Origin of the sequence: Burkholderia sp. BCC0044 (genome assembly GCF_902832955.1) — a bacterium.
GTDB lineage: Bacteria > Pseudomonadota > Gammaproteobacteria > Burkholderiales > Burkholderiaceae > Burkholderia.
This window is the reverse complement of sequence record NZ_CADFDO010000003.1, coordinates 113,151-137,625: the sequence shown is the minus strand read 5'-3', so window position 1 is coordinate 137,625 and position 24,475 is coordinate 113,151. Positions and strand designations below refer to the sequence as shown.

23 protein-coding genes are annotated in these 24,475 nt (G+C 66.5%); 8 read left to right on the top strand and 15 right to left on the bottom strand.

Annotation, left to right across the window (positions count from 1 at the left end; genetic code table 11):
* Positions 1–197 precede the first annotated feature (197 nt).
* The 3 genes from HWX14_RS17560 to HWX14_RS17550 all read right to left on the bottom strand — a co-directional run bounded on the left by HWX14_RS17560 (position 198) and on the right by HWX14_RS17550 (position 3,818).
* Positions 198–1,439 carry an amidohydrolase family protein gene (locus HWX14_RS17560; protein ID WP_175883716.1) on the bottom strand — a complete coding sequence of 414 codons (1,242 nt, stop codon included), beginning with the start codon at positions 1,437–1,439 and terminating at the stop codon, positions 198–200.
* 12 nt (positions 1,440–1,451) lie between these two features.
* Entirely contained in the window at positions 1,452–2,768 is a 1,317-nt protein-coding gene (locus HWX14_RS17555) for an MFS transporter (protein ID WP_175883715.1), read from the bottom strand.
* Between the two features lie 138 nt (positions 2,769–2,906).
* On the bottom strand, positions 2,907–3,818 hold the full coding sequence (locus HWX14_RS17550) for a LysR substrate-binding domain-containing protein (protein ID WP_175883714.1): 912 nt from the start codon (positions 3,816–3,818) through the stop codon (positions 2,907–2,909).
* A gap of 190 nt (positions 3,819–4,008) precedes the next feature.
* Between HWX14_RS17550 and HWX14_RS17545 the strand changes: the two genes are divergently transcribed.
* Positions 4,009–4,440, top strand: coding sequence for a TIGR02594 family protein (locus HWX14_RS17545; RefSeq protein ID WP_175884612.1), 432 nt, complete (start codon positions 4,009–4,011; stop codon positions 4,438–4,440).
* Between the two features lie 46 nt (positions 4,441–4,486).
* On the opposite strand, the gene HWX14_RS17540 is transcribed toward HWX14_RS17545, so the two are convergent.
* The 5 genes from HWX14_RS17540 to HWX14_RS17520 all read right to left on the bottom strand — a co-directional run bounded on the left by HWX14_RS17540 (position 4,487) and on the right by HWX14_RS17520 (position 10,145).
* The gene (locus HWX14_RS17540; RefSeq protein WP_175883713.1) at positions 4,487–5,923 is read right to left on the bottom strand and encodes an efflux transporter outer membrane subunit; all 1,437 of its coding nucleotides are present in this window, start codon (positions 5,921–5,923) and stop codon (positions 4,487–4,489) included.
* A 16-nt stretch (positions 5,924–5,939) separates the two neighbouring features.
* A complete protein-coding gene (locus HWX14_RS17535) occupies positions 5,940–7,514 on the bottom strand; it encodes a DHA2 family efflux MFS transporter permease subunit (RefSeq protein ID WP_175883712.1) in 1,575 nt (524 codons plus the stop codon).
* A 13-nt stretch (positions 7,515–7,527) separates the two neighbouring features.
* On the bottom strand, positions 7,528–8,622 hold the full coding sequence (locus HWX14_RS17530; RefSeq protein WP_175883711.1) for an HlyD family secretion protein: 1,095 nt from the start codon (positions 8,620–8,622) through the stop codon (positions 7,528–7,530).
* A 64-nt stretch (positions 8,623–8,686) separates the two neighbouring features.
* Positions 8,687–9,118 (bottom strand): MarR family winged helix-turn-helix transcriptional regulator, encoded by a 432-nt coding sequence (locus HWX14_RS17525; RefSeq protein ID WP_011548253.1) that lies wholly within the window; start codon positions 9,116–9,118, stop codon positions 8,687–8,689.
* A gap of 106 nt (positions 9,119–9,224) precedes the next feature.
* A complete protein-coding gene (locus HWX14_RS17520) occupies positions 9,225–10,145 on the bottom strand; it encodes a LysR family transcriptional regulator (RefSeq protein WP_175883710.1) in 921 nt (306 codons plus the stop codon).
* Positions 10,146–10,236: 91 nt separating this feature from the next.
* Between HWX14_RS17520 and HWX14_RS17515 the strand changes: the two genes are divergently transcribed.
* From HWX14_RS17515 to HWX14_RS17505, 3 genes are all read left to right on the top strand, one after another.
* Positions 10,237–10,665, top strand: coding sequence for a MarR family winged helix-turn-helix transcriptional regulator (locus tag HWX14_RS17515; protein WP_175883709.1), 429 nt, complete (start codon positions 10,237–10,239; stop codon positions 10,663–10,665).
* A 209-nt stretch (positions 10,666–10,874) separates the two neighbouring features.
* Positions 10,875–12,122 (top strand): aconitase X, encoded by a 1,248-nt coding sequence (locus HWX14_RS17510; protein ID WP_175883708.1) that lies wholly within the window; start codon positions 10,875–10,877, stop codon positions 12,120–12,122.
* On the top strand, positions 12,115–12,564 hold the full coding sequence (locus HWX14_RS17505) for a DUF126 domain-containing protein (protein ID WP_175883707.1): 450 nt from the start codon (positions 12,115–12,117) through the stop codon (positions 12,562–12,564). Before HWX14_RS17510 ends, HWX14_RS17505 begins: the two co-directional genes overlap by 8 nt.
* Before the next feature lie 31 nt (positions 12,565–12,595).
* Here the strand turns inward: HWX14_RS17505 and HWX14_RS17500 are convergent, their stop codons facing one another.
* On the bottom strand, positions 12,596–13,678 hold the full coding sequence (locus HWX14_RS17500) for an AraC family transcriptional regulator (RefSeq protein WP_175883706.1): 1,083 nt from the start codon (positions 13,676–13,678) through the stop codon (positions 12,596–12,598).
* A 75-nt stretch (positions 13,679–13,753) separates the two neighbouring features.
* Between HWX14_RS17500 and HWX14_RS17495 the strand changes: the two genes are divergently transcribed.
* Positions 13,754–15,787, top strand: a complete 2,034-nt coding sequence (locus HWX14_RS17495) for an NADPH-dependent 2,4-dienoyl-CoA reductase (RefSeq protein ID WP_175883705.1) — start codon at positions 13,754–13,756, stop codon at positions 15,785–15,787.
* Between the two features lie 193 nt (positions 15,788–15,980).
* Here HWX14_RS17495 and HWX14_RS17490 read toward each other — a convergent pair whose 3' ends face one another.
* Both HWX14_RS17490 and HWX14_RS17485 read right to left on the bottom strand, forming a co-directional pair.
* On the bottom strand, positions 15,981–16,385 hold the full coding sequence (locus HWX14_RS17490; RefSeq protein WP_175883704.1) for a DUF2471 family protein: 405 nt from the start codon (positions 16,383–16,385) through the stop codon (positions 15,981–15,983).
* A 164-nt stretch (positions 16,386–16,549) separates the two neighbouring features.
* Positions 16,550–17,443 (bottom strand): LysR family transcriptional regulator, encoded by an 894-nt coding sequence (locus HWX14_RS17485; protein WP_175883703.1) that lies wholly within the window; start codon positions 17,441–17,443, stop codon positions 16,550–16,552.
* Between the two features lie 86 nt (positions 17,444–17,529).
* On the opposite strand from HWX14_RS17485, the gene HWX14_RS17480 reads away from it, so the two are divergent.
* Positions 17,530–18,309, top strand: a complete 780-nt coding sequence (locus HWX14_RS17480) for an NAD(P)H-dependent oxidoreductase (protein WP_175883702.1) — start codon at positions 17,530–17,532, stop codon at positions 18,307–18,309.
* 171 nt (positions 18,310–18,480) lie between these two features.
* Here HWX14_RS17480 and catC read toward each other — a convergent pair whose 3' ends face one another.
* The 3 genes from catC to HWX14_RS17465 are packed head-to-tail and all read right to left on the bottom strand — an operon-like array spanning position 18,481 to position 20,884.
* Entirely contained in the window at positions 18,481–18,771 is a 291-nt protein-coding gene (gene catC / locus HWX14_RS17475) for a muconolactone Delta-isomerase (protein WP_059448784.1), read from the bottom strand.
* Positions 18,772–18,814: 43 nt separating this feature from the next.
* Positions 18,815–19,717: a catechol 1,2-dioxygenase gene (gene catA / locus HWX14_RS17470; RefSeq protein WP_175883701.1), complete on the bottom strand. Its 903-nt coding sequence runs from the start codon at positions 19,715–19,717 to the stop codon at positions 18,815–18,817.
* 33 nt (positions 19,718–19,750) lie between these two features.
* A complete protein-coding gene (locus HWX14_RS17465) occupies positions 19,751–20,884 on the bottom strand; it encodes a muconate/chloromuconate family cycloisomerase (RefSeq protein WP_175883700.1) in 1,134 nt (377 codons plus the stop codon).
* 91 nt (positions 20,885–20,975) lie between these two features.
* On the opposite strand from HWX14_RS17465, the gene HWX14_RS17460 reads away from it, so the two are divergent.
* Positions 20,976–21,866, top strand: a complete 891-nt coding sequence (locus HWX14_RS17460) for a LysR family transcriptional regulator (RefSeq protein WP_175883699.1) — start codon at positions 20,976–20,978, stop codon at positions 21,864–21,866.
* A gap of 155 nt (positions 21,867–22,021) precedes the next feature.
* Here HWX14_RS17460 and andR read toward each other — a convergent pair whose 3' ends face one another.
* Positions 22,022–22,987, bottom strand: a complete 966-nt coding sequence (gene andR, locus HWX14_RS17455; RefSeq protein WP_175883698.1) for an anthranilate 1,2-dioxygenase regulatory protein AndR — start codon at positions 22,985–22,987, stop codon at positions 22,022–22,024.
* Positions 22,988–23,201: 214 nt separating this feature from the next.
* Between andR and andAc the strand changes: the two genes are divergently transcribed.
* Positions 23,202–24,473 carry an anthranilate 1,2-dioxygenase large subunit AndAc gene (gene andAc, locus HWX14_RS17450; protein ID WP_175883697.1) on the top strand — a complete coding sequence of 424 codons (1,272 nt, stop codon included), beginning with the start codon at positions 23,202–23,204 and terminating at the stop codon, positions 24,471–24,473.
* Positions 24,474–24,475: the final 2 nt, after the last annotated feature.

Genomic DNA, 24,475 nt, shown 5'->3' with positions numbered 1-24,475 from the left:
CTGCTAGGGCCGCTTGCTGCGGCTCTAATGGGTGGAGCGCAAGCATTTCCGGAACGCGATTGAAAGCCGGGGCGACACCGCCCCGGCCATTGCCGCAAACGCCGCGACTTGCACCCAAAGCGACCTTCAACAACTGTCACGACCGCAAGGCCCGTGAGGCCGCATCGCGCCTGCCGAAATACCCGAATGGCGTCAAATCACCGCCCACTGGCACGCCGCTTCACAACTGCTCCCCGCTGCAACACATACTCGACTCGCGCGCCTTCATCGGCCACGACGCCAATATCTTCAAGCGGATTCCCATCCAGCACGACGAGATCGGCGATCGCCCCCACGGCAACCACCCCAAGCTCCCCCGTCATATTCACAATCTCCGCCGCCACCGTCGTCGCTGACCTAAGCGCCTCCAAATTCCCCAGCACCTCCGCCCGAATCCGAAACTCCCCGGACTGAAACGCATGCATCTCGCCGAGCAGGTCCGACCCGAACCCCATCTTCACCCCGGCTTTCGCATAGATCTCGAGCGACTCGCGTCCTTTCTGCTGCACGGAAGCGACTTTCGCCACCGAGTCGGCAGGCATCCCAAACTCCGCCCCGTGTTTCGCCAACGCGTCATAAGTAACAAGCGTAGGCACCACAAACGCCCCCCGCTCATGCATCAGCGCCGCAGCCGCCTCATCCACAAGATTCCCATGCTCGATCGTCCGCACGCCGCATCTCACAGCCCGCGCAATCGCGCGCCCCGTATACGCATGCGCCATCACATAAGTATTCGCGGCTTCAGCCTCATCAACAATCGCCCGAATCTCATCCTCCGAATACTGCGTGTTCGCGATCGGATCGGTCGGCGAAGCCACGCCGCCTGACGCCATGATCTTGATCTGCGTCGCGCCTTTCTGAATCTCCTCACGCACGGCGAGCCGCACGCCTTCAACACCATCGACGACCCGCGCAATCGCCCCCGTCCTGAAACAGCAGGAGCAAGGCTCCAGCACATCGCCCCGAGGCCGGAAATCCCCATGCCCGCCAGTCTGCGACAGCGCTTTCCCCGACGGAAAAATCCGCGGCCCCGGAATCAACCCCGTCTCAACGGCCTGCATCAAACTCCAATCCGCACCCCCCGCATCCCGCACACTGGTAAACCCACGCGACAACATCGCATCGAGAATCGGCAGCGACCGAATTGCCGCGAGAATATTCGACTGCGTCGCATTCGCGCCGAGATTCGCACTCGACGCCAGCACATGCACATGGCAATCGATGAACCCGGGCATCACGGTCTTGCCGCGCACGTCGATCACCTGCGCATTCGGCAAATCCACCGGCCGATCGGTGACTTCGACGATCCGCTCGCCTTCGATCACGACATGATGATGTTCGAGCAACACGCCTCGTTCGAGGTCGAGCACGTTGCCGCCTTGAAGCACGGTAATGGTCATGGAGAAATATCCTTATCGAGTCGTTGCGGCCGCACACTTCGCATTCTTCACGAAGCGCGTGCCGACGAAACTGACGGCCGCCGCGAGCATCACGTAGAACGCGGGCGCCATGTTGCTGCCGGTGCGGGCGATGAGCCACGTGATCAGGAACGGCGCGAACCCGCCGAAGATCGTCACCGCGAAGTTGTACGCAACGGATAACCCGGTCGACAGCACCTTGGTCGGAAACAGCTCCGCGAACGCCGCGAGGATCGGCCCCGTATAGGTCGCGATCAGCAGGCCGAACACGGCCTGGAACACGATCAGCGACGCGAACCCAGGCGCATGGTTGATCCACGAGAACATCGGCCACGCGAGCACGAGGATCGCGAGCGCCGAGCCGGAGAGAAACACGCGCCGTCCCCACGCGTCGGCGAGTCGGCCGACGATCGGCGAGCAGCACATGATCATCAGGCCGCCGACCATGCCGGCCGTGAAGCCGGTCGATTGCGGCAGATGCAGCGTGCGCACGGAATAGGTCGGCATGTAGAACAGCAGCACGTAGGTGCAGACGGTCCACAGGATGACCATCGAGAAACTCGCGAACGTCTCGCGCGGATACGTGTGCAGCACTTCCTTCAGCGGCGAGCTTTCCTTCGCCTGCGATTCGACGGCGCTGAACGCGGGCGTCTCGTCGATATGGCTGCGAATGAAGTAGCCGACCGGCCCGACGACGATCCCGAGCAGGAACGGCAGTCGCCAGCCCCAGCTATGCAGCGCCTGCGTGTCGAGCGACGTCGTGACGAACGTGCCGGTGGCCGCACCGAGCAGCACCGCGAAGCCGATGCTCGACTGGATCCAGCTCGAGTAATACGCGCGTTTCTCCGGCGGCGCGTATTCGGTGAGGAACGCGGTGGCGCCGCCCATCTCGCCGCCGGCCGAGAAGCCTTGCAGCAGCCGCGCGACGACGATCATCAGCGGCGCGGCGATGCCGGCCTGTTCGTAGGTGGGCGCGATCCCGATCAGCGCGGTGCCGGCCGCCATCAGCAGGATCGTGAGCGACAGCGCGGCCTTGCGTCCGACCTTGTCGGCATAGACGCCGAGCACGATGCCGCCCACCGGCCGCATGAAGAAGCCCACGCCGAACGTCGCGACGGTGAGCAGCACGGACGTCAGCTCGTTCCCGGTCGGGAAGAACAGCTTCGCGATGATCACCGCGAAGAAGCTGTAGACGGTGAAGTCGAACCATTCGAGGCCGTTGCCGATCACGGTCGCGACGATGGCGCGGCGGCGCTGTTGCACCGCCGCATCGACGGAAGGCGCGGCGCGCGGGGAAAGCGTTCCTTGCATGGTCTCTTCCTTTGTCAGAAGTCCGAAGACGGGACGGCTGCCCCGCGTGAATCCCATGCTAAGGAAAGCCGGATTTTTTTCTGAAACGAAAGATTCGCATGCCTGCATGCGCTGCACGCATGCGTCGCACTCGGGCATTCAGGGCGCGGTCTGCTGCTCCGCCTGTTCGAACAGCCAGCGGGTGAACAGGCGGGCGGCCTGGTTCTGCGCGCGGTCGTTCGGCGAAATCACGTAATAGCCGCCGCCGTGGCTCGCGGACGCTTCCGTCACGCGCACGAGCAGCCCGGCTTCGATGCAGGCGTCGATCATGTAGCGCCAGCCGAGCGACACGCCTTGACCCAGAATCGTCATCTGCACGATCTGCGGATAGGAGTTGATCGTGATGTCCTGCGGCTGCGCCTTCTGCCGGTCGACGTCGTTGATGTCGAACCATTCGGACCACGACATCCATTGGCGTTGGCCGTCTTCGAGGCGCAGCAGCGTTTCGTTCGCGAGATCGGCCGCATCGAGCGTGCGGCCGGCCAGATAGCCGGGCGCGCAGACGGGGAACACTTCTTCGTCGAACAGCCGGCGTGCGGTGTATTCGGCCGGCGCCTGCTGGCGCACGTAGTAGACGCCGACGTCGAATTCCGCGGGCGACATCGATGCCAGGCCGTCGCGCACGATCAGGCGCAGCTTGATGTTCGGATACGTGGCGCGAAAGTTCGGCAACCGCGGCGTGAGCCACAGCAGCGCGACGCCGGACGAGCACGCGATCGTCAGTTCGAGGTCGCCGTACGGTTTCATCACGTCGTGCGTGGCTTCCGCGCATTGCGTGAGCAGATGGTGGACTTGGGCCGCGTATTGCTCGCCGGCGATCGTCAGCCGCAGCGAACGGTGTTCGCGAACGAACAGCGAGCGGCCGAGGAATTCCTCGAGCTGCTGGATCTGGCGGCTGATCGCGCTTTGGGTCAGGTGCAGTTCGGCGGCGGCTTTCGTGAAACTCGCGTGCCGCACGGCGGCTTCGAACGCGATGAGGCACTGAAGGGGCGGCAGGGGCGTGATGCGCATGGCGGGCAGGGAGTCGAGGGCGCTGCCTCCATGATACGGGGGGAGTCGACGGAAATCGTCATCTGTGAAGGGCGTCGTGGATTCGCCATATTCGTGCGAAGATTGAGCGAAACAACACCGACACGTTTCCGAGAACGACGTGACCCTATCAAACCCTGAGAGCAAAGTGAAAGCCGTCCATCCACCCTGGATGCCCGTCGCGCTGGCCGAACTCGGCATCCGCCGCCATCCGCCGGGCAGCATCAACCCGCGCATCGTCGAATACAACAACCAGACGAACCTGGTTGGCTACGACGACAAGATTTCCTGGTGCTCGTCGTTCGTGAACTGGTGCATGGCGCACGCCGGATTCCGCGGCACCGGCTCCGCGCTCGCGCGCTCATGGCTCGAATGGGGCAAACCGCTGGAGCGCCCGGTCTATGGCTGCATCGCGATCCTGACGCGTGACGATCCGACGAGCTGGAAAGGGCACGTCGGGTTCTACCTGCGTCACGACGATGAGCACGTCCACCTGTTTGGCGGTAACCAGCTGGAAGAAGTTCGCGAACTCGCGTATCCGCTGAACGAAGTGATCGGCTACCGCTGGCCGATGCCGGCTGACCACGGCGCCGAGCTTGCGTAACGGTGCAGGCCGTCGACGCGGCCTGCATCCGTATCGGGCATCGGCTTCAATTCTTCGCCACAGCCTCCACCTCCGGCCCACCCGCCGCGTCATTCCTGCTCCATCCACCCCCAAGCGACCGATACAACGCCACCGCCGCCAGCGCGTGCTCGCGCTTGACCTGATTGAGCGAATCCGAATCCCGCAGATAAACCTCCTGCGCCGACAGCACATCGAGAAAATCCGTCGCGCCGCCCTTATAAAGCTGATTCGCCAACCCAAGCGCTTTATCGGAAGCCGCCAATGCACTATCGAGTCGCCGCGTCGCCTCATCGGAACTGACGAGATTCGCGCGCGCATCCTCGACTTCCCGCAACGCTTGCAGCATCGTCTGCCGTAACCCGAGTTCCGACTCGCGCATCCGGCTTTCGCTCTGCGAGATATCGGCCGTTATGCGTCCCGCGTTGAAGATCGGGCTCGTCGCACTCAGCGCCGCGCTGAACAGGTTATCGGTCAACGTCGGCAACCCGAGATACGAAGCCGCCAGAATCCCGTCCGTCAGGTTCAACGAAAACTTCGGATACCGCTCGGCCTTTGCCACGCCGACTTGCGCCGCACGCCGCTCAACTTGAGCGTAGGCAGTCAGCACATCGGGCCGCCGCAACAACGCCTGCGAAGGCAACGTTCCCGGCGCGCCGACCGGTGGCGCGGGAATCTCCCCGGCCTGCGCCAGCACGAGCCGATCGACCGATTCCGGCGTCCGCCCCGAATACACGGCGATCAGATTCAGCTGATGCGAAATCTGCGCCTGCGTCGGCGGAATCCTGGCTTCGAGCGCATCGAGCTGGTTCTGCGCGCGGGTCACGTCGAGTTCCGTCGACAGCCCGAACGCCTGCCGTTTGCGCGTGAGTTCGAGCGCATGCTGCCGGATCTTCGCGTTGTCCTGCAGGATCTTCAATTCCTGCTGCGCCCAGCGCAAATCGACATACGCGGATGCCGCATCGGCAGCCAGCGCGAGGCGCATCGCATCTTCCGCGTGCTTCTGCCCGACCAGCTCCGCTTGAGCGGCCAGCAGATCGAGCCGTTCGCCGCCGAACACATCGGGCGACCAGCTCAGCGCGAGGCCCGCACCCGCCTGCCGCACATAACCGAGCGGCGGCGGCGTGTTCTGCCGCGCGTCGGCCGCATGCGCGGTCGCGTCGAGTTCGGGCAGTAGCACCGCGCGCTTCTGCACCGTCAGCGCCTGCGCCTGCTTCACGCGTTCGGCGGCAGCTTGCAGATCGAGGTTGCCGTCGAGCACGGTCGCGATCAGCCGGTCGAGCACCGGGTCGTGGAATTGCGCCCACCAGGCGGCGGCGTCGATGTCCGCGCGCGGCACGTCGGTATCCCACGCGGTGGGCGCGAGCGTCTGAACCGATTCGTTCAGCGCCGGATGCTGCGCGGGCTGCACCGCACACCCGGCGGCGAATGCGCTGACGGCCAGCGCGACGAGTAGCTTCTTCATGATGATGATCCCTGCCTCAGTGCGCGTCCGGCGGCGGCGCGTTCAACGTAATGGGTTTGGAAAACACGACGGCAAGCAGCGCGACGACGAAGCACAGCGACAGCGCGTAGTACGCATCCGCATAGGTGAGCGTCAGCGCTTCGCGATAGATCAGCCGATGCAGGTTCGCGAGCCCGGCCTGCGCGGTATTCAGCGTATTGCCGGCCACCGAGCCCCAGTACGCGGCCTGGCGATCGAGCAGCGACGCGACTTGCGGTTCGCCGGCGCTCACGTGCTCGTTCAGCCGCAGGTAATGAAAATTCAGCCGGTCATTGAGCATCGTCGCGCTCACCGCGATACCGATCGCGCCGCCGAGGTTACGCATCAGGTTGAACAGGCCGCTCGCCGATTTCAGTCGCGACTGCGGCAGCGAGCCGAGCGCCATCGTTACGATCGGCGGCACGCTGAACTGCTGGCCGATGCCGCGCAGCGCCTGCGGCAGCAGCAATTCCCGCCAGCCCCAGTCGTGCGTGATCGGCGTGTACAGATAGCAGCCGAGGCCGAAGCAGATCAGCCCGAACACGAGCAGCGCCCGCATGCTGACGTAGCGCGCGGCGAACGCATACGCGCACAGCGCGATCAACTGGAACGCGCCGACCGACAGCAGCGCGATGCCGATCTGCAGCGAGCTGAACGCACGCACCTGCGCGAGAAACAGCGGCGTCAGGAACACGGTCACGAAGATCCCGATGCCGGTCACGAACGACAGCAGGCTGCCGATCCCGAAGTTGCGCACGGCGAGCGCGCGCAGGTCGACGATCGGATCTTTCGCGGTCAGCGCATGCACGATGAACAGGAAGCCGCAGATGCCGGAGATCCACGCGCAGATCACGATCGCATCGTCGCCGAACCAGTTCTTGCGCGGGCCTTCCTCGAGCACGTATTCGAGGCAGCCGAGGAAGCCCGACATCAGCACGATGCCGAGATAGTCGCCGCGCTTGATGAGGCTGAGGTCGGGCGCGTCGATATGCACGTAGCGCGGCACGAGCGCGGCCACCGCGATGCCCGGCACGAGGTTCAGGTAGAACAGCCAGTGCCACGACCATTGGTCGGTGATCCAGCCGCCGATCACGGGGCCGATCGCCGGCGCGAGCGACGCGAGCGCGCCGATGGTCGTCGACGCGATCAGCCGCTGCTTGCCGGGGAACAGCACGAACGCGGTGGTGAACACGGTCGGGATCATCGCGGCGCCGAGCGCGCCCTGCAGGCCGCGGAACAGGATCATCGAGTTGATGTCCCACGCGAGCCCGCACAGCATGCTGGTGATCGTGAAACCGACGGCCGACGCGGCGAACAGCCAGCGCGTCGACATCACCTTCGACAGCCAGCCCGACATCGGGATCACGATGATCTCGGCGATCAGGTACGCGGTCTGCACCCACGACAGTTCGTCCTGGCTCGCGGACAGCCCGCCGCCGATGTCGCGCAGCGACGACGCGACGATCTGGATGTCGAGCGTCGCCATGAAGAAGCCGACGCACATCAGCGCGAACGCGAACACGCGCTGCCTGGTCGGTTGCGACGCGGGGTCGCCGGAAAACGCGGTGGTCATCGTCGGCTCCCGCTCAGTTCTTGTGATCGGTATGCACGGTCACGACCGCGGACAGGCCGGGGCGCAGCACGTGTTCGATGCCGGGCTGCGGATCGAGATGCACGCGCACCGGCACGCGCTGGACGATCTTCGTGAAGTTGCCGGTCGCGTTCTCGGGCGGCAGCACGCTGAAGGTCGCGCCGGTCGCGGGTGCGAGGCTGTCGACGCGGCCATGCAGGCGCGTGCTCGACGCATCGAGCGCGACGTCGACGCGGTCTCCCGCGCGCATCTTGCGAAGCTGGTCTTCCTTGAAGTTCGCGTCGATCCACAGGCCGGACGCCGGCACGACCGTCAGCAGCGGCACGCCGACGTTCGCGAGCATTCCGACGCGGCCCGTGCGGTTGCCGACGTAGCCGTCGACCGGCGAGCGGATCGTCGTGTATTCGACGTTGAGCGCCGCGACGCGCTGCGCGGCGAGCGCGGTGTTCACGCGGGCCCGCGCATCGGCGAGCTGCGCGCCGAGCACGTCGAGCTGCCGCTTCGACGCGAGCAGCGCGGCGTCGCTGCGTTCGACGGCCGCGCCGGCTTTCGAGTAATCGGCATCCGCGCGCTCGACGATCTGGTTCGAGACGGCGTCCGATTTCACGAGCTCGCGGTAGCGCACGCGGTCCGACGCGGCGCGCGTCAGCTCGGCCGACGACGCGTTCTTGTCTGCCGCGTGCTGGCCGATCACCGCGAATTGCAGTTGCTGCTTCGCTTCGAGTTCGGTCACGGCGGAGCGCGCGCTGTCGACTTCGGCGCTGGCCTGCGCGAGCTTCGCGTCGTAGTCGCGCGCATCGAGCTGCACGAGCACGTCGCCGGCCTTCACGCGCTGGTTGTCGGTCACGAGGATCTTGTCGACGAAGCCGTTGACCTTCGGCGCGAGCACGGTCACGTCGCCGCCGACGTACGCATCGTCGGTGCTTTCCTGGAAGCGCAGCACGAACAGCCAGTCGAGCACGGCGGCCGCGACCACGACGACGACGGCGCCCACCGCGATGCGCATCCACGGCACGCGGCGTTGCAGCTTCGCAGGCTGATCGTTTGTGGCTGCTTCGCGTGACGAGGCAGCGGCTTGGGTCGTATCCATCGATTCACCTATGTATATGCACTAATCAAAACGATCGACGACGTCGTGCCGATCGGGGAAAGGGTTAGCGTTCCGGCAGGTTATGCGTGATCCGGAACAATTCGTCTCTGAGGCGGGCCGCCTGCGTCGACCCGAAGCACCGCTCGAACGCTTCCTGCGCGGCGAGCCAGTGCACGTGCGCATCGGCCACCTTCGTTTCGCCGTGGGCGGTCAGTGCAAACGTCTGACCACGGCATGGCGGCTCGATCCGGCCCGTTACCAGCGCCGCGCCGACGAGCGGCTTGAGCGCGCGCAGCAGCGCGGTGCGTTCGATCACCAGCACGTTCGACAGCGTCGCCATCGTCAGGCCGGGCCGCTCGCGCAGCAGCGCGAGGATGCTGTACTGCGACGGCGTGACGCCCGCTCGCGACAGGTAGCGCTCATAGAACTGCGAGATCCGCCGGGCGGCTTGCCGGACCGCGAAGCAATCGTCATCGGTGAGCGTGGTCTTGTGCATGTGCACATGTTAGGTGGCCAGTCGGCGCGAAGCGAGCGGCGCGGCGGGATCAGATTGGTGTCGTGGCTGTATCAATCGGCGTCGGAAAGGCGCGCTCGCGCGCCGGTCACGCCGCCGCCGGAACGATCCAGCCTTCGCGGTCGCAATACGCGGCGGTGTAGTCGATGAACGCCTTCACCTTCGCGGGCAGCAGCGCGCGGTTCGCGTACGCGAGCTTGATTTCGACGAACGCATCGACGAGATCGGCGCCTTCCAGCAACTGCACGAGCGCGCCCGACGCGAGTTGGGCCTCGACGAGCGTTTTCGGGACGACGCCGATGCCGAAGTCGTGCATCACCATTTCGCGGTTGAACACGGGGCTGTTCGACGAGATGTCGAAACGGAACGGCACGGTCAGCGTGTCGCCGTCGACGCGGAACGACAACGCCGGGCGGCGCAGCGACGGCGAGATCGGCACGAACGGATGATGGGCGAGGTCGGCCGGCGTCTCGGGGCGCGCATGCGCTCGCAGGTAGGCCGGCGTCGCGACGATCACGACCGGAATGCGCTCGACCAGCCGCACGACGGTCGATTCGCTCGTCAGCATGTACGGCACCACGATGCCGATGTCGTAGCCTTCGCCGACCAGATCGACCGGGCGCTCGGTCAGCGTGACGTCGAGGCGCACGTTCGGATGCGCGGCCTTGAAGCCGGCGATCAGCGGCACGAGCCGGTTCAGCGCGGCCGTCGTATGCGCGACGAGGCGCAGCAGGCCTTCGGGCTCGCGCGTGTGCGTCTGCGCTTGCACTTCGAGCGCGTCCAGCTCGTCGAGCACGGCCGCGCAACGCTCGTAGATGCGCTCGGCCGTTTCGGTCAGCGACACCTGGCGCGTGGTCCGGTGCAGCAGCCGGCTGCCGAAACGCGCCTCCAGATCCGCGACCGCGCGCGATACGACCGGCCGCGCGAGGCCGTGGATATCGGCGGCGCGCGTGAAGCTGCGCATCTCCACCACCGACCGGAAGATGCGCAGCTTGTCGATGTAGTCCATGTCCGTCTCCTTGACGCGATGGCCGGCCACAGGCCATGTTACGGCGGAGTGTACATTGACTTTATGCATATGCACATATAGATTGCGAAACATGAACGACACCTCGATTGCCCAGGCGTGCAACTGCCTCGCGCTGCGTCAGGCGGCGCGCTTCGTCACGCAACTGTACGAACGCCATCTGGCCCCGGTCGGCGTCACGCCCGCCCAGTTCTCGATCATGGCGAACCTCACGCGCCACCCGGGCCTGCTGATGAGCGAACTCGCCGATATGCTCGTGATGGATCGCACGACCTTGCTGCGTGCGCTGAAGCCGTTGCAGCGCGACGGTTTCGTCTCGACGGCTGCGTCCGAGCACGATGCGCGCGCGCATGCGCTGCACCTCACGAAGCTCGGCGAGCGCACGTACGCGCGGGCGTTGGTCGCGTGGCAGGCCGCGCAGGACGAATTCGACACGCAGTTCGGCCGCGAGCGGGCGAAGGCGTTGCGTTCGGAGCTGTTCAGCCTGACGGCGGAACGTTAGGCGAGGGCGGGCGGTTCGGTGTGCCGGCCAACTGGTGCGAAATTCGATCCATTGGTCGCCGTCGAAGCATCAGATCGTGAAAATTGGTTCTATTGTCATCCGGTTCGATCAAAATCTGGACAGTTTTTATTTCCAGTCGTAAAGTCCTCTGATTGAGTTCATGAGCCGGCGCCGCCGCGCCGGTCGGTCCGCGTCACGAGGAGCCACCGATGCTGCAGTTGAGTGACCGCGACGACGCCATGTTGCGCGGGGATTTCGGCGACGGCGTCGCCCGCGCGATGCGAATCGTCGCGCGCACCGCGCAAGTGATGTCCGCGCCGCACCTGATCGACATTACGTCTGCCCATATCGACGGCTGTCTGTATCACGGCCAGACGAGCCTCGACTTCGTCGACTATTTCGTCGATACGGGCGCGAAGGTCGCGGTGCCGACCACCTTGAACGTCGGGTCGCTCGACCTGATCCATCCCGAGCTGTACCACGGCGACCGCACGATCCAGCGCGATGCGCAGCGCCTGATGGACGCGCATGTGCTGCTCGGCTGCGAGTCGAGCTTCACGTGCGCGCCGTATCAGCTGAAGCATCGTCCGGCGATGGGCGAGCAGATCGCATGGGCCGAATCGAATGCGATCGTGTTCGCGAATTCGGTGCTCGGCGCACGCACGAGCCGCTACGGCGATTTTCTCGACCTGGCCGCCGCGATCACCGGGCGTGCGCCGTATGCGGGGCTGCATGTCGACGCGAACCGCGCCGCGCGGATCGTGTTCAACGCGCCGGATTTCACCGGCCTGCCGTCGCGCGACATCTATTTCGCCGCGCTCGGTTTGGCGGTCGGCAAGATCGCGGGCGCGGTCGTGCCGGCGATCGTCGGGCTGCCGGCGGATACCACCGAGGACGAACTCAAGGCGCTCGGCGCGGCCGCCGCATCGAGCGGGGCCGTCGCGCTGTTCCATGCGGTCGGCGTGACGCCCGAAGCGCCGACGCTTGACGCCGCGTTGCACGGGCGCGCGGCGCAACGCACGATCGATATCGCGATGGCCGATCTCGACGAGATTCGCCGCACGCTGAATCACGGCGCGGCCGGTGACGCGCTCGTCGCGGTCGCGCTCGGCACGCCGCATTTTTCGCTGGCCGAATTCCGCACGCTCGACACGTTGCTCGATGCCTTCGACGGCAAGCCGGCCTGCGATTTCTACGTGAACACGAGCCGCTTCATTCTGTGGGAGCTGGAGCAAGCCGGTCTCGCGGAGAAATTCGCCGCGCGCGGCGTTCAGATCGTCGTCGATACCTGCACGTACATCACGCCGGTGATGAGGCAGCTGTCGGGGCTGGTGATGACCAATTCGGGGAAATGGGCGTCGTATGCGCCCGCGAACATCGGCGTGACGGTCGCGTACGGCAGCATGCGCGAATGCGTGCGGTCCGCGTATGAAGGCAAGGTGCGATTCGATGACTGAAGCGACGGGCACATTCCTGACGGGCGACACGCTCGTGCCGGGCAGCGCGTGTGCGCGGCCCTTCGTGCTCGACAAGCCGCTCAGCTTCTGGGGCGGCTACGACTCGGGCGCGGGCAGGATCGTCGATCGCGGGCATCCGCAGGCCGGCGCGAGCCTCGCCGGCACGGTGATGGTGATGCCGCACGCGAAGGGCTCGAGTTCGAGCAGCAGCGTGCTCGCGGAAGCGGTGCGCAACGGCACGGGGCCGGTCGGGATCGTGCTGAAGGAACGCGACCTGATCATCTCGATCGGCGCGATCGTCGCCGCCGAGCTGTATGCGATCGCGGTGCCGGTGGTGTGCGTGAGCGATGACGTGTACGACGCGATCGTCGCCGCCACGGGCGAGGTGCGGATCGAAGCGGGCGAAGGGGACGGCGGCGCGCGGGTTTATATCGGGCGCTGATACGTCGCGCACGTCCTTCGCGTCACTCGCGTCACTCGCGTGCCGCCCCCGCCGCCGCGTCCCGAAACGCGCTCGGCGTCTGCCCGGCCCAGCGCCGGAACGCGCGCGTGAAATTCGCCGGGTCGGTGAATTGCAGCCGCTCGGCGATCGTTTTCAGATCGAGATCCGACGCCGCGAGCAACTGCCTTGCGTCGCGAAACCGCGCTTCGTCGAGCAATTGCCGATAGCTCGACCCCGCTTCCTCCAGCCGGCGCCGCAGCGTGCGCGTCGACACGAGCAGCGCGTCGGCGAGCATGTCCGGCCCCGGATAATCGCCGGCCGTGCGCGCCAGTTCCGCCCGCACGCGCTCGACCAGATCGCCTTCGTCCTGCCGCACCTGCGCATATTCGCGCTCGACCTGCACGAGCGCCTGCCGGTGCGCGACTTCGTCGGCGAGCGGCAGCGGCCAGTCGAGCACGTCGCGCGCGATCCACAGCGCGTTGGCCGCGCAGCCGAATGCCACCGGCGGCAACTGGTCGCGATAGCGCGCGAAATACGCGGGCTCCGGCCACGCGAATTGCAGCCTGATCGGCGGCGCCGCGCGGCCGGACCATTGCGAGATGTTCTGCGCGAGCCCCGTCAGCACGAATTCGAACATCACGTGATGCTGCAGCACGGGGTTCGCCTGCACGCCGTGCAGTTCGAGCGTCGCGCCGCGCTCGTCTTCCGCATAGGTCAGCCGGTACTGGCGATTGCGCATCCGGAAGTAGCGCTGCGTGACGGCCAGCGCGTCGCGGATGTCCCGCGCGGTCAGCGTCGCGTAGCCGAGAAAGCCGTGCACGGTCGGCTTCAGCAGCAGCCCGAACGCGAGCCCGATGCCCGGATCGCCGCCGATTTCGATCGCGTTGAGCACCAGCCGCCCCCATTGCGACGGCGCGACGCGCGCGTCCGGTTCGGCCAGCACCGCATCGCGCAGGCCCGTGCCGGCGCGCACGGCGGCCAGGTCGACGCCGCGTGCGGCCAGCGCCTGCAGCAGCAGGCGCGTATAGGCGACCGGAATCGTCGGCCGGCGTAGCCCGAGGCGGTCCTTGCGAGACGGGGAAGTCATGTCGATTTGGCCGGAAATGACAAGCATTATGGCTGTTTGCCCCCTCACGTTCAAGGCGGCGCACGCCTACGATGGCAGGCATCGCTAATTGGCCGAATCATCATGACGACACCCTTTCCCCACCTGCTCGCCCCGCTCGATCTCGGCTTCACGACGCTGAAGAACCGCGTGCTGATGGGCTCGATGCACACGGGCCTCGAGGACAGCCGCAAGACGCTGCCGCGCCTCGCCGCATATTTCGCCGAGCGCGCGCGCGGCGGGGTCGGCCTGATCGTGACGGGCGGTTTCGCGCCGAACGTGGCCGGCTGGACCAAGCCGTTCGGCGGCACGCTGATGACGTCGGCCGCCGCGCGCCGGCATCGCGAGATCACCGGCGCCGTGCATGCGGAAGACGGCAAGATCGCGCTGCAGATCCTGCATACGGGCCGCTACGGTTACCACCCGTTCGCGGTCGCGCCGTCGAAGATCAAGTCGCCGATCTCGCCGTTCGCGCCGCACGAACTGAGCGCGCGCGGCGTCGAGCGGCAGATCCGTGCGTTCGTGCGCTGCGCGACGCTGGCGCGCGAGGCCGGTTACGACGGCGTCGAGATCATGGGCTCCGAGGGCTACCTGATCAATCAGTTCATCTCGATGCATACGAACAAGCGCACCGACCAGTGGGGCGGTTCGTACGAGAACCGCATCCGCTTGCCGATCGAGATCGTCGAGCGCACGCGCGAGGCGGTCGGCCGCGACTTCATCCTGATCTACCGGCTGTCGATGCTCGACCTGATTCCGGACGGCAGCGACTGGAGCGAAACCGTGCAGCTCGCGAAGGCGGTCGAGCGCGCCGGCGCGACCATCATCAACACGGGGATCGGCTGGCACGAGGCGCGCGTGCCGACGATCGCGACGTCGGTGCCGCGCGGCGCGTTCGCGTGGGTGACGAAGAAGATGAAGGGCGAGGTCGGCATCCCGCTCGTGACGACCAACCGGATCAACCGGCCCGAAGTGGCCGAGCAGATTCTCGCGGACGGCTGCGCGGACATGGTGTCGATGGCGCGCCCGCTGCTCGCGGATGCCGAGTTCGTCGTCAAGGCCGCGCAGGGTCGCGCCGACGAGATCAACACCTGTATCGGCTGCAACCAGGCGTGCCTCGATCACGCGTTCAAGAACAAGATTGCGTCGTGCTTGCTGAATCCGCGCGCGTGCCACGAGACGGAGCTGAAATACACGCCCGCGCCGCAGCCAAAGCGCATCGCGGTGGTCGGCGCGGGGCCGGCCGGGCTCGCGTGCTCGACCGTGCTCGCGCAGCGCGGCCATCAGGTCGACCTGTTCGACGGCGCGGCCGAGATCGGCGGCCAGTTCAACATGGCGAAGCGGATTCCGGGCAAGGAGGAGTTTCACGAAGCGCTGAGCTACTTCGGCCGGCAGGTCGAGCTAACCGGCGTGAAGCTGCACCTGAACCGCCGCGTCGACGCGAGCGACCTGATCGCGGGCGGCTACGACGAGATCGTGCTCGCAACCGGCGTCGCGCCGCGCGACCCGAAGATTCCGGGGCAGGACGGGCCGAACGTGCTCAGCTATATCGACGTGCTCGCGGGCAAACAGCCGGTCGGCCGGCGGGTGGCGGTGGTCGGCGCGGGCGGGATCGGCTTCGATGTCGCCGAATATCTGGTGCAGGACGGCGAGTCGCCGGCACTCGATCTGGACGAATGGAAGGCCGAGTGGGGCGTGACCGACCCGGCCGCGACGCGCGGCGGCGTGACGCGCGCGCAGGTGTCGGCGCCGGCGCGGGAAGTGACGCTGCTGCAGCGCAAGGCCGCGCCGCTCGGCAAGGGGCTCGGCAAGACGACCGGCTGGATTCACCGTGCGACGTTGAAGATGAAGCAGGTGAAGATGATCGGCGGTGTGAACTATGAGTTGATCGACGCGCGCGGGCTGCATGTGTCGTACGGCGAGCAGCGCACCGATCATGAACTGATCGAAGCCGACACGATCGTGCTCTGCACGGGGCAGGAGCCGCAGCGCGCATTGCTCGCGCCGCTGCAGGCGGCCGGGCGCTCGGTGCACCTGATCGGCGGCGCGGAACTGGCCGCCGAACTCGATGCGAAGCGCGCGATTGATCAGGGTTCGCGGCTGGCGGCGCGGCTTTAACGGGCGGGGTTGCGGCGGTCGTTCGGAACGTTCGTCGCGCCGCGATGATCGGCTTGAGCGACGGTTCGCGGCTCGCCGCCTGATGCGCCGATTCGCTGGCGCAGGACTGCAACGAACCGCAGCGCCGGCCGCGCCACCACGCAACGTGGCGACGCGAACCCGGTAAGCCGAAACCGCGATCGGCCGGCGCGGCTCAGGCCGCTTCGGCCCGCTCTTCCTCTTCCGCTTCGAGCATCGCCTTGACGATCAGGTAGATGGCCGGCAGATCATCATCGTCGCGGCGCCAGTCGACCGGCTCCTCGACGTCCGCGGCGACCAGTCGGCTGCCGCGCAGCCGGATGAACGCGTCGACGACGGCCGGATCGTTGCGGTTCAGGAAGCCGGCATTCGAGAACGCCAGCTCCTCGACGTTCAGCAGCGCCTGCCAGCTCATCGTGCGAACGGCCGCCGGGTGGGTGCGGCGGCGCAGGCCGAGCGCCCGCTGCGCGGGGCCGCCCGCGACACGCTGCAGATCGACGACCGCCCGCTGCGCGGCGCGCTCGAAGTGGACGGGATTGAAGCCGGGTTGCTCGGGATCGAATGCGGAAGCCTGGAACATGGTCGCCTCACAAAAGTCCGTTCGTCTGTGGATGACGGAATTCGGGTCAAATGGTGCAAAAGCACTGTAAATATATACAGTGTTTGCTGCGGTTTCAAGTCCCGAATAAAGGATTTCGTGCGTCGGCGATTGATACCCACGATTGCATCGATCGGGCGAACGACTCACACCGCCGCCGCGATCGTCTCCCGCAGCCACCGATGCGCCGGGTCACGATGCACGCGCTCGTGCCACAGCATCGACATTTCATAGCCGGGCACCTCGACCGGCGCGTCCACGACGCGCAGCGCCGGCACGTCGCGCACCAGCCGTTCGGGCAGCATCGCGACGAGATCGGTGCTCGCGACGGCCGACATCACGAACAGGAAGTGCGGCACCGACAGCACCACGCGCCGCGTGGCCCCGACCTTCGCGAGCACTTCGTCCGTCACGCCGAAGAAGCCGCCGCCGTCGGGCGACACGATCACGTGCTCGAGCGTGCCGAACTGCGCGAGCGTGGGGCGCCGCTTCAGCTTCGGGTGACCGGCACGGCCGATCAGCACGTAACGCTCGACGAACAGCGGCAGACGCCGCATGCCGGGCGGCGACCCTTCGGTCGTATGAAAGGCGAGGTCGATGCCGTTTCGTTCGGCATCCTGCTCGATGCGCGGCGGCACGAGTTCGACGACGGCCAGCCGCGTGCCGGGTGCAGTCGAACGCAGCGTGCGCAGCGCGGGCAGCACGATCGTCGATTCGCCGTAGTCGGTCGCGGCCACGCGCCACGTGTTCGTCGCGGTCGCGGGATCGAACGGCGTGGCCGGGATCACCGCGCGTTCGACGGCTTCGAGCGCCTCGCGCAGCGGCTCGCGCAGCGCTTCCGCGCGCGCGGTCGGCCGCATCCCGCGCGGCCCCGGCAGCAGCAGCGGATCGCCGAACACGTCGCGCAGCTTCTGCAACTGCACGCTGACCGATGGCTGCGACATGTTCAGTTTCTCGGCCGCGCGCGTGACGTTGTGCTCCGCGAGCAGCACGTCCAGCGTGACGAGCAGGTTCAGATCGAGCCTTCTGAGATTATTCATCGCTATACCTGCAATATCAGGAATTCATTTCAAATATACCTGCGAAGGCGGCATCCTGTAGTCATTCAATCCACGGAGTGACGAACATGAATGTGCTGATCGTGTATGCCCATCCCGAACCGCGTTCGCTGAACGGCGCGCTGCGCGACTTCGCGGTCGCGCATCTCGAAGCGGCCGGCCACGCAGTGCAGGTGAGCGACCTGTATGCGATGAACTGGAAGGCGGTGTTCGATGCGAACGACGTGATCGATCGTGAGCCCGACGCACGCTTCGATCCCACACTAGACTCGAAGCGCGCGTTCGCGGAAGGTACGCAGAGCGAAGACATCGCGCGCGAGCAGGACAAGCTGAAGTGGGCCGACGCAGTGATCCTGCAGTTTCCGCTGTGGTGGTTCTCGATGCCGGCGATCATGAAGGGCTGGTTCGAGCGTGTGTATGCGTACGGTTTTGCGTATGGCGTCGGTGAACATTCCGATACGCACTGGGGCGACCGTTACGGCGAAGGTTCGCTGGCCGGCAAGCGGGCGATGATCGTCGTCACGACGGGCGGGTGGGAGCCGCACTACAGCCCGCGCGGCATCAACGGACCGATCGACGACTTGCTGTTCCCGATCCAGCACGGCGTGCTGTATTACCCGGGGTTCGACGTGCTGCCGCCGTTCGTGATCTACCGGACGGGCAAGATGAACGCCGCGCGCTTCGACGAAACGCGCGCGGCGCTCGGCCAGCGTCTCGACGATCTGTGGACCACGCCGCCGATTCCGTTCCGCCGGCAGAACGCGGGCGATTACGAGATTCCGGCGCTGACGTTGAAGGAGGAGATCGCGCCGGGGAAGGTCGGGTTTGCCGTGCATCTGGCCGCCTGACGGTCACTGCACACCCTGATGCGGGGTGACGCGGATAACCGCCGCAAAAACGCAAAACGCCAAACGCAACATGCAAAAGACCCGGCCGGCCTGCGTGACATCGCCGGCCGCCCGGGTTATCCATCTCGTGGCATCTCGCGGCCATGTGTCACGGCCGCGACGCATCGTTGCTTACCGATCGTCTTCCCGCACCGAAGACGGATGCCGGCACAGCGCCCGCACTTCCATCTCCATATACGGAAACAGCGGCAGCTGACTCAGCACGTCATGCAGCTGCTGCACGCTTTCGACGTCGAAGATGCTGACGTTCGCATACTGCCCGGCGATCCGCCACAGATGGCGCCAGACGCCTTCGTTCATCAGCCGCTGGCACATCGCCTTTTCTTCCGCCTTCAGCGTGGCCGCCTTCACCGGATCCATGTCCGCCGGCAGGCGAACGGTCATTTCCACATGAAACAGCATCCTGCACTCCTTGCGTGGTCGATTCGTCGAACGGGAAGGGCGCTCACGCCTGCGCGCGGGCCCGCTCGACTTCGCTGCCCGGCACGTCCTGCTTGTCCTTGAGCAGCGAGAAGTCGAAGTCGATCAGCGCGAACTGCCCGTCGACGCCGTACGGCTTGCCTTCCGCGCCCTCGGCCTGCCGGACCGGCGGGATCAGCCCGTCGCGCGTCGCGAACGCGAAGTCGTCCCACAGATGCGGATCGCCGTCGATGTTGATCTGCGTCGTCAGCTTACGATAACCGTCCGCGGAAACGAAGAAGTGGATGTGCGCCGGACGATGGCCGTGGCGGCCGAGCTGGTCGAGCAGTTGCTCGGTCTTGCTGCCCGGCGGCACGCTGTAGCCGACCGGCAGCACGCTGCGGAAGCTGTAGCGGCCTTCGGCATCGGTGCGGATCGAGCGGCGCAGGTTGAACGCGGGCTGCGACGGGTCGAAATACGAGTAATTGCCCAGATGGTTCGCATGCCACACCTCGACCAGCGCGTTCGCGAGCGGTGCGCCGTCCTGGCCGAGCACCTGGCCGCGCATGATCAGCGTCTGGCCCGGATCGGTGCCGTCGTCGAGACGCGCGTGGCCGACCGATTCCGGCGCGCCGGCGACATACAGCGGCCCTTCGATCGTGCGCGGCGTGCCGCCCTGGATGCCGGCCTTCGCCTCGGCTTCGTCCATCCGCACGTCGAGGAAGCGCTCGAGGCCGAGGCCCGCGGCGATCAGCCCGAATTCGCGGCCGGCTTCGTTCAGGAAGTTGAGCGCGGTCCAGAACTCGCTCGGCTGCACGTCGAAGTCCTCGATCGTGTAGCAGAGGTCCTTCACGATCCGGTTGACGATCGCGCGCACGCGCGGGTTGCCGGGCTTCTCGGCGGCGTCGTCGAAGGTTTTCAGCAGGGCGTCGATGGCTTGCTTGTTCATCTGTGTCTCCGGTGTCGGTTGTCGTGTGGGGGATCAGCGGGCGTCGCGTCGCATCCGTTCGATGCGGGCCCAGTCGAAGGTGATGCCGAGGCCGGGCGTCGCCGGCAGATGCAGCTTGAAATCCTGGTAGCGCAGCGGCTCGACGAGGATCTCCTCGGTGAGCAGCAGCGGGCCGAACAGTTCGGTGCCCCATTTCAGCGAATCGAACGTGCTGAACAGTTGCGCGGACGCCATCGTGCCGGCCGCGCCTTCGAGCATCGTGCCGCCGTACAGTTCGATGCCGGCCGCCGCGGCGATCGACGCGACGCTCGCCGCGCCCTGCAGGCCGCCCGATTGCGCGATCTTCACCGCGAACACGTCGGCCGCGCGTTCCTGCGCAAGCGCGAACGCATCGACGGGGCCGTGCAGCGCCTCGTCGGCCATGATCGGCACCTGCGCGAGTTGCGTGAGGCGCTTCAGCCCCGCGCGGTTGGTCGCGGCGATCGGCTGCTCGACGAGGCTCACGCCGGCGTCGGCGAGCCGCGCGCCGGCCCAGATCGCGTCGGTCTCGCCCCAGGCCTGGTTCACGTCGACCCGCACGTCGCCGCGCTCGCCGAGCGCGCGCTTGATCGTGACCACGTGCGCCACGTCGTCGGCGACCGCGTTCGAACCGATCTTCAGCTTGAACGCGCGATGGCGGCGCGCGTCGAGCATCGCTTCGGCTTCCGCGATGTCGCGCTGCGTGTCGCCGCTCGCGAGCGTCCATGCGACGTCGACCGCATCGGTCCGGCGCCCGCCGAACAGCTCGGACAGCGGCACGCCCAGACGCCGCGCCTGCGCATCGAACAGCGCGGTCTCGATCGCGCACTTCGCGAAGCGGTTGCCCTGGAACAGCTTGCGCGCACGCGCCAGCGCGGCGCCCGGACGCGTCGCGTCCATGCCCTGCAGCAGCGGCGCGAAGTAGGTGTCGATGTTGACCTTGATGCTTTCGGGGCTCTCTTCACCGTACGCGAGGCCGCCGATGGTCGTCGCCTCGCCGACGCCTTCGATACCGTCCGTGCATCGAATTCGGACCAGTACGAGCGTCTGGCAATTCATCGTGGCGACCGACAATTTGTGGGGCCTGATGGTCGGCACGTCGACCAGCAGGGTGTCGATGCGCTCGATGGTGGCGGCAGTTGCTATCATGCGATTCCTCCTGTTGGTGCACATGGTAGGAATTCCCGCCCCGCGTCGTCCAACACTCTTTCCGACTACTTCCATACCTTTGAGGCATGAAATGGAATTGCGCCAGCTCCGTTACTTCATCGCCGTCGCCGAGGAAATGAACATCACGCGGGCGGCGGAGCGGCTGCACATGACGCAGCCGCCGCTGAGCCGCCAGCTCCAGGCGATCGAGGAGGAGATCGGGCTGCCGCTGTTCGAGCGCGGCGCGCGGCCGCTGAAACTGACCGATGCCGGGCGCGTGTTCTATGCGCAGGCCAAACGTCTGGTCGACCAGGCCGACGAGCTGGGGCCGCTGACGCGGCGGCTCGCGCAGTCGTCGGAGCGGATCGTGATCGGCTTCGTACCGTCGGCGCTGTACGGCGCGCTGCCGGACGTGATCCGCGCGTTTCGCGAGGCGCAGCCGGACGTCGAGCTGTCGCTGATCGAAATGTTCACGCTCGAACAGCTCGGCGCGCTGAAGGGCGGGCGGATCGACGTGGGGTTCGGCCGCCTGCGTTTCGACGACGACCAGTTGGTGCGCGAGGCGCTGATCGAGGAAAAGCTGATCGCGGCGCTGCCGGTTGGGCATCGGCTCGCCGATCCGGCCCGGCCGCTGACGCTCGCGGATCTCGCGAGCGAGACGATGATCGTCTACCCGAGCACGCCGCGGCCAAGCTTCGCCGATCAGCAGTTGTCGGCGCTGCGCGACGGCGCGGTCGTGCCGGCGGCCGTGCACGAGGTGCGCGAGTTGCAGACGGCGCTCGGGCTCGTCGCCGCGCAGGTGGGCGTGTCGCTGGTGCCGGAGAGCGTGGAGGGCTTGCGTGTGAAGGGCGTGGTCTATCGGCGGCTGCCGGAGCCGGCTGCGACGTCGCCGATCATCATGAGCCGCCGGCTGCACGGCGAGAGTGCGGCGACGGCCGCGTTCTGCGCGATCGCGCGGGAGATGATCGTGCCGGCGGCGTGACGGTCGGCGTGACGTCATGAGCCGCAACTAACGGTCGATCCCGGCGCGCGCCGCCGAATTCGGAGACGGCGGTGCGACGAGATGCCGTTCCGGCACGGTCGAAGCGGGCGAGCAAGCCGCCGCGTGGTGAGCGCGGTGCGCAAGCAGGGCGACGGTTACGCCTGACGCTGCGCGTCGAGCGTCTCCGACGGCGATTCGCCGAACTTCTCCCGATACGCGATCGCGAACCGCCCGAGATGGGTAAACCCGCAATCGAGCGCGATATCGGCGATCCGCCGGTCGGATGCCGCGCCGCGCAGCAGTTCGCGTGCGTGCGCGAGCCGCGTCGCGCGCAGGTATTGCATCGGGCTCATCCCGCGGAATTGCAGGAACGCGTCGCGCAGCGTCCGTTCGGGCACGTTGGCGGCCTGGACGATATCGGCGAGTTGCAGCGGCTGCGCGTAGTGCGCATCGACGAATTCCTGCGCGCGCCGCACGAAACCCGGCGCCGGGTCGCGGTGCGCCGCCTGCAGCACCGACGGCGGATGGCCTTCGATCAGCAGGTCGATCAGCAGATGCTCGAGCTGCGACGCGACGCGCGGGTTCGCGTTCGCGCGTTCGAGCAATTCGGGCGACCGCGCGACGAGCATCAGTTGCTGGCGCCACGCGGCGAGCGCGCCGTCGCTGACGTGCAGCACGGGGTCGAGCGTCGCGCGCGGGTCGCCGGTCAGCGCGCCGACGGTCGCCGCGTCGATGCGCAGCACGAACTGCTCGCAATCGGCCGACAGCACCGCGTCGAAGCGCTCGCCGGGCGCGCACAGCACGCCGGTCTGCCCGTCGACGCCGAGCTGACGCCCCATCGCGCGCACTTCGGCCTGGCCGGACAGGCAGAACATCAGCAGGTAATAGCCGTCGACGGCATCGACCTGCACGCGCATCGCATCGCCGAACGCGATCGTGCCGATCCCGAGACCGCCCAGCTTGACGAAATCCATGTGCGACGCACCCCGCGCGCGGCCGCTCGGCAGCAGCGCGTGCGGCTGCATCACGCGCGAGATCCGCTCGCGCGTCTCGTCGAGATCGCGGGATTCGAACAGCCGGTGCGCGCGCAGCGCGAGCGGCTCGAACGACGTTGGGGACATGGGCCTCAGCCTTGGTATGGACGACGCGCGCTTCGATCCGACGAATGGGTCCGCGATCATGCGCCGGGTCGCGTGTGCCGTCATGCTAGCGCAGAAATCCGCCGAAAGTGGATATTGCGCCGCCGCAATCGCACTTTCCGGATAGACGCCGAATATTAGCTTTTCAAAAATCGGCTCCATGCATTCAACGCAACGGAACCCCAAGGAGTCCGACATGGAGCAGACAGAATCGCCCGTCGTTTTCGCCGCGCGCGGCGACGCATCCGACGTGAGCTTCCCGCACGACGACGGCTCGCGCGTGCCGTACAAGGTGTTCAGCTCGCGGGCGGTCTACGATCGCGAGCAGGAACGCATCTTCCGCGGGCCGACGTGGAACTTCGTCGCGCTCGAAGCCGAAATCCCGAACGCCGGCGATTTCAAGAGCACGTTCGTCGGCGACACGCCGGTGGTCGTCACGCGCACCGAGGACGGTGCGCTGTCCGCGTGGGTGAACCGCTGCGCGCACCGCGGCGCGCAGGTGTGCCGCAAGTCGCGCGGTAACGCGAGTTCGCACACGTGCGTGTACCACCAGTGGAGCTTCGACAACCAGGGCAACCTGCTCGGCGTGCCGTTCCGGCGCGGCCAGAAGGGGATGACCGGGATGCCGGCCGATTTCGATCCGAAGCAGCACGGGCTGCGCAAGCTGCGCGTCGACAGTTATCGCGGGCTCGTGTTCGCGACCTTCAGCGATGAAGTCGCGCCGTTGCTCGAGTATCTCGGCGAGCAGATGCGTCCGTGGATCGACCGGATCTTCCACAAGCCGATCGAGTATCTCGGCTGCACGCGCCAGTATTCGAAGTCGAACTGGAAGCTGTACATGGAGAACGTGAAGGACCCGTATCACGCGAGCATGCTGCACCTGTTCCACACGACCTTCAACATCTTCCGCGTCGGGATGAAGGCGCGCTCGATTCCGGATGCGAACCACGGGCTGCACAGCATCATCACGGTGACGAAGACGGGCGACGACACGTCGGCCGCGTACAAGCAGCAGAACATTCGCTCGTTCGACGAGGGCTTCCATCTGGAAGACGAATCGATCCTCGATCTCGTGTCCGAATACGACGAGGACTGCACGAACCATATCCAGCCGATCTTCCCGCAGCTCGTGATCCAGCAGATCCACAACACGCTCGTCGCGCGGCAGATCCTGCCGAAGGGGCCCGACAACTTCGAGCTGATCTTCCACTTCTTCGGCTATACGGACGATACGCCCGAGCTGCGCGCGCTGCGCATCAAACAGGCGAACCTGGTCGGGCCGGCCGGCTACATCTCGATGGAAGACACGGAAGCGACCGAGCTCGTGCAGCGCGGCACGGTGCGCGATGCCGATGCGACGTCGGTGATCGAGATGTCGCGCGGCAATCCGGACCAGCAGGACACGGTGATCACCGAGAGCCTGATCCGCAAGTTCTGGGTCGGCTACCAGAAGCTGATGGGCTATTGACG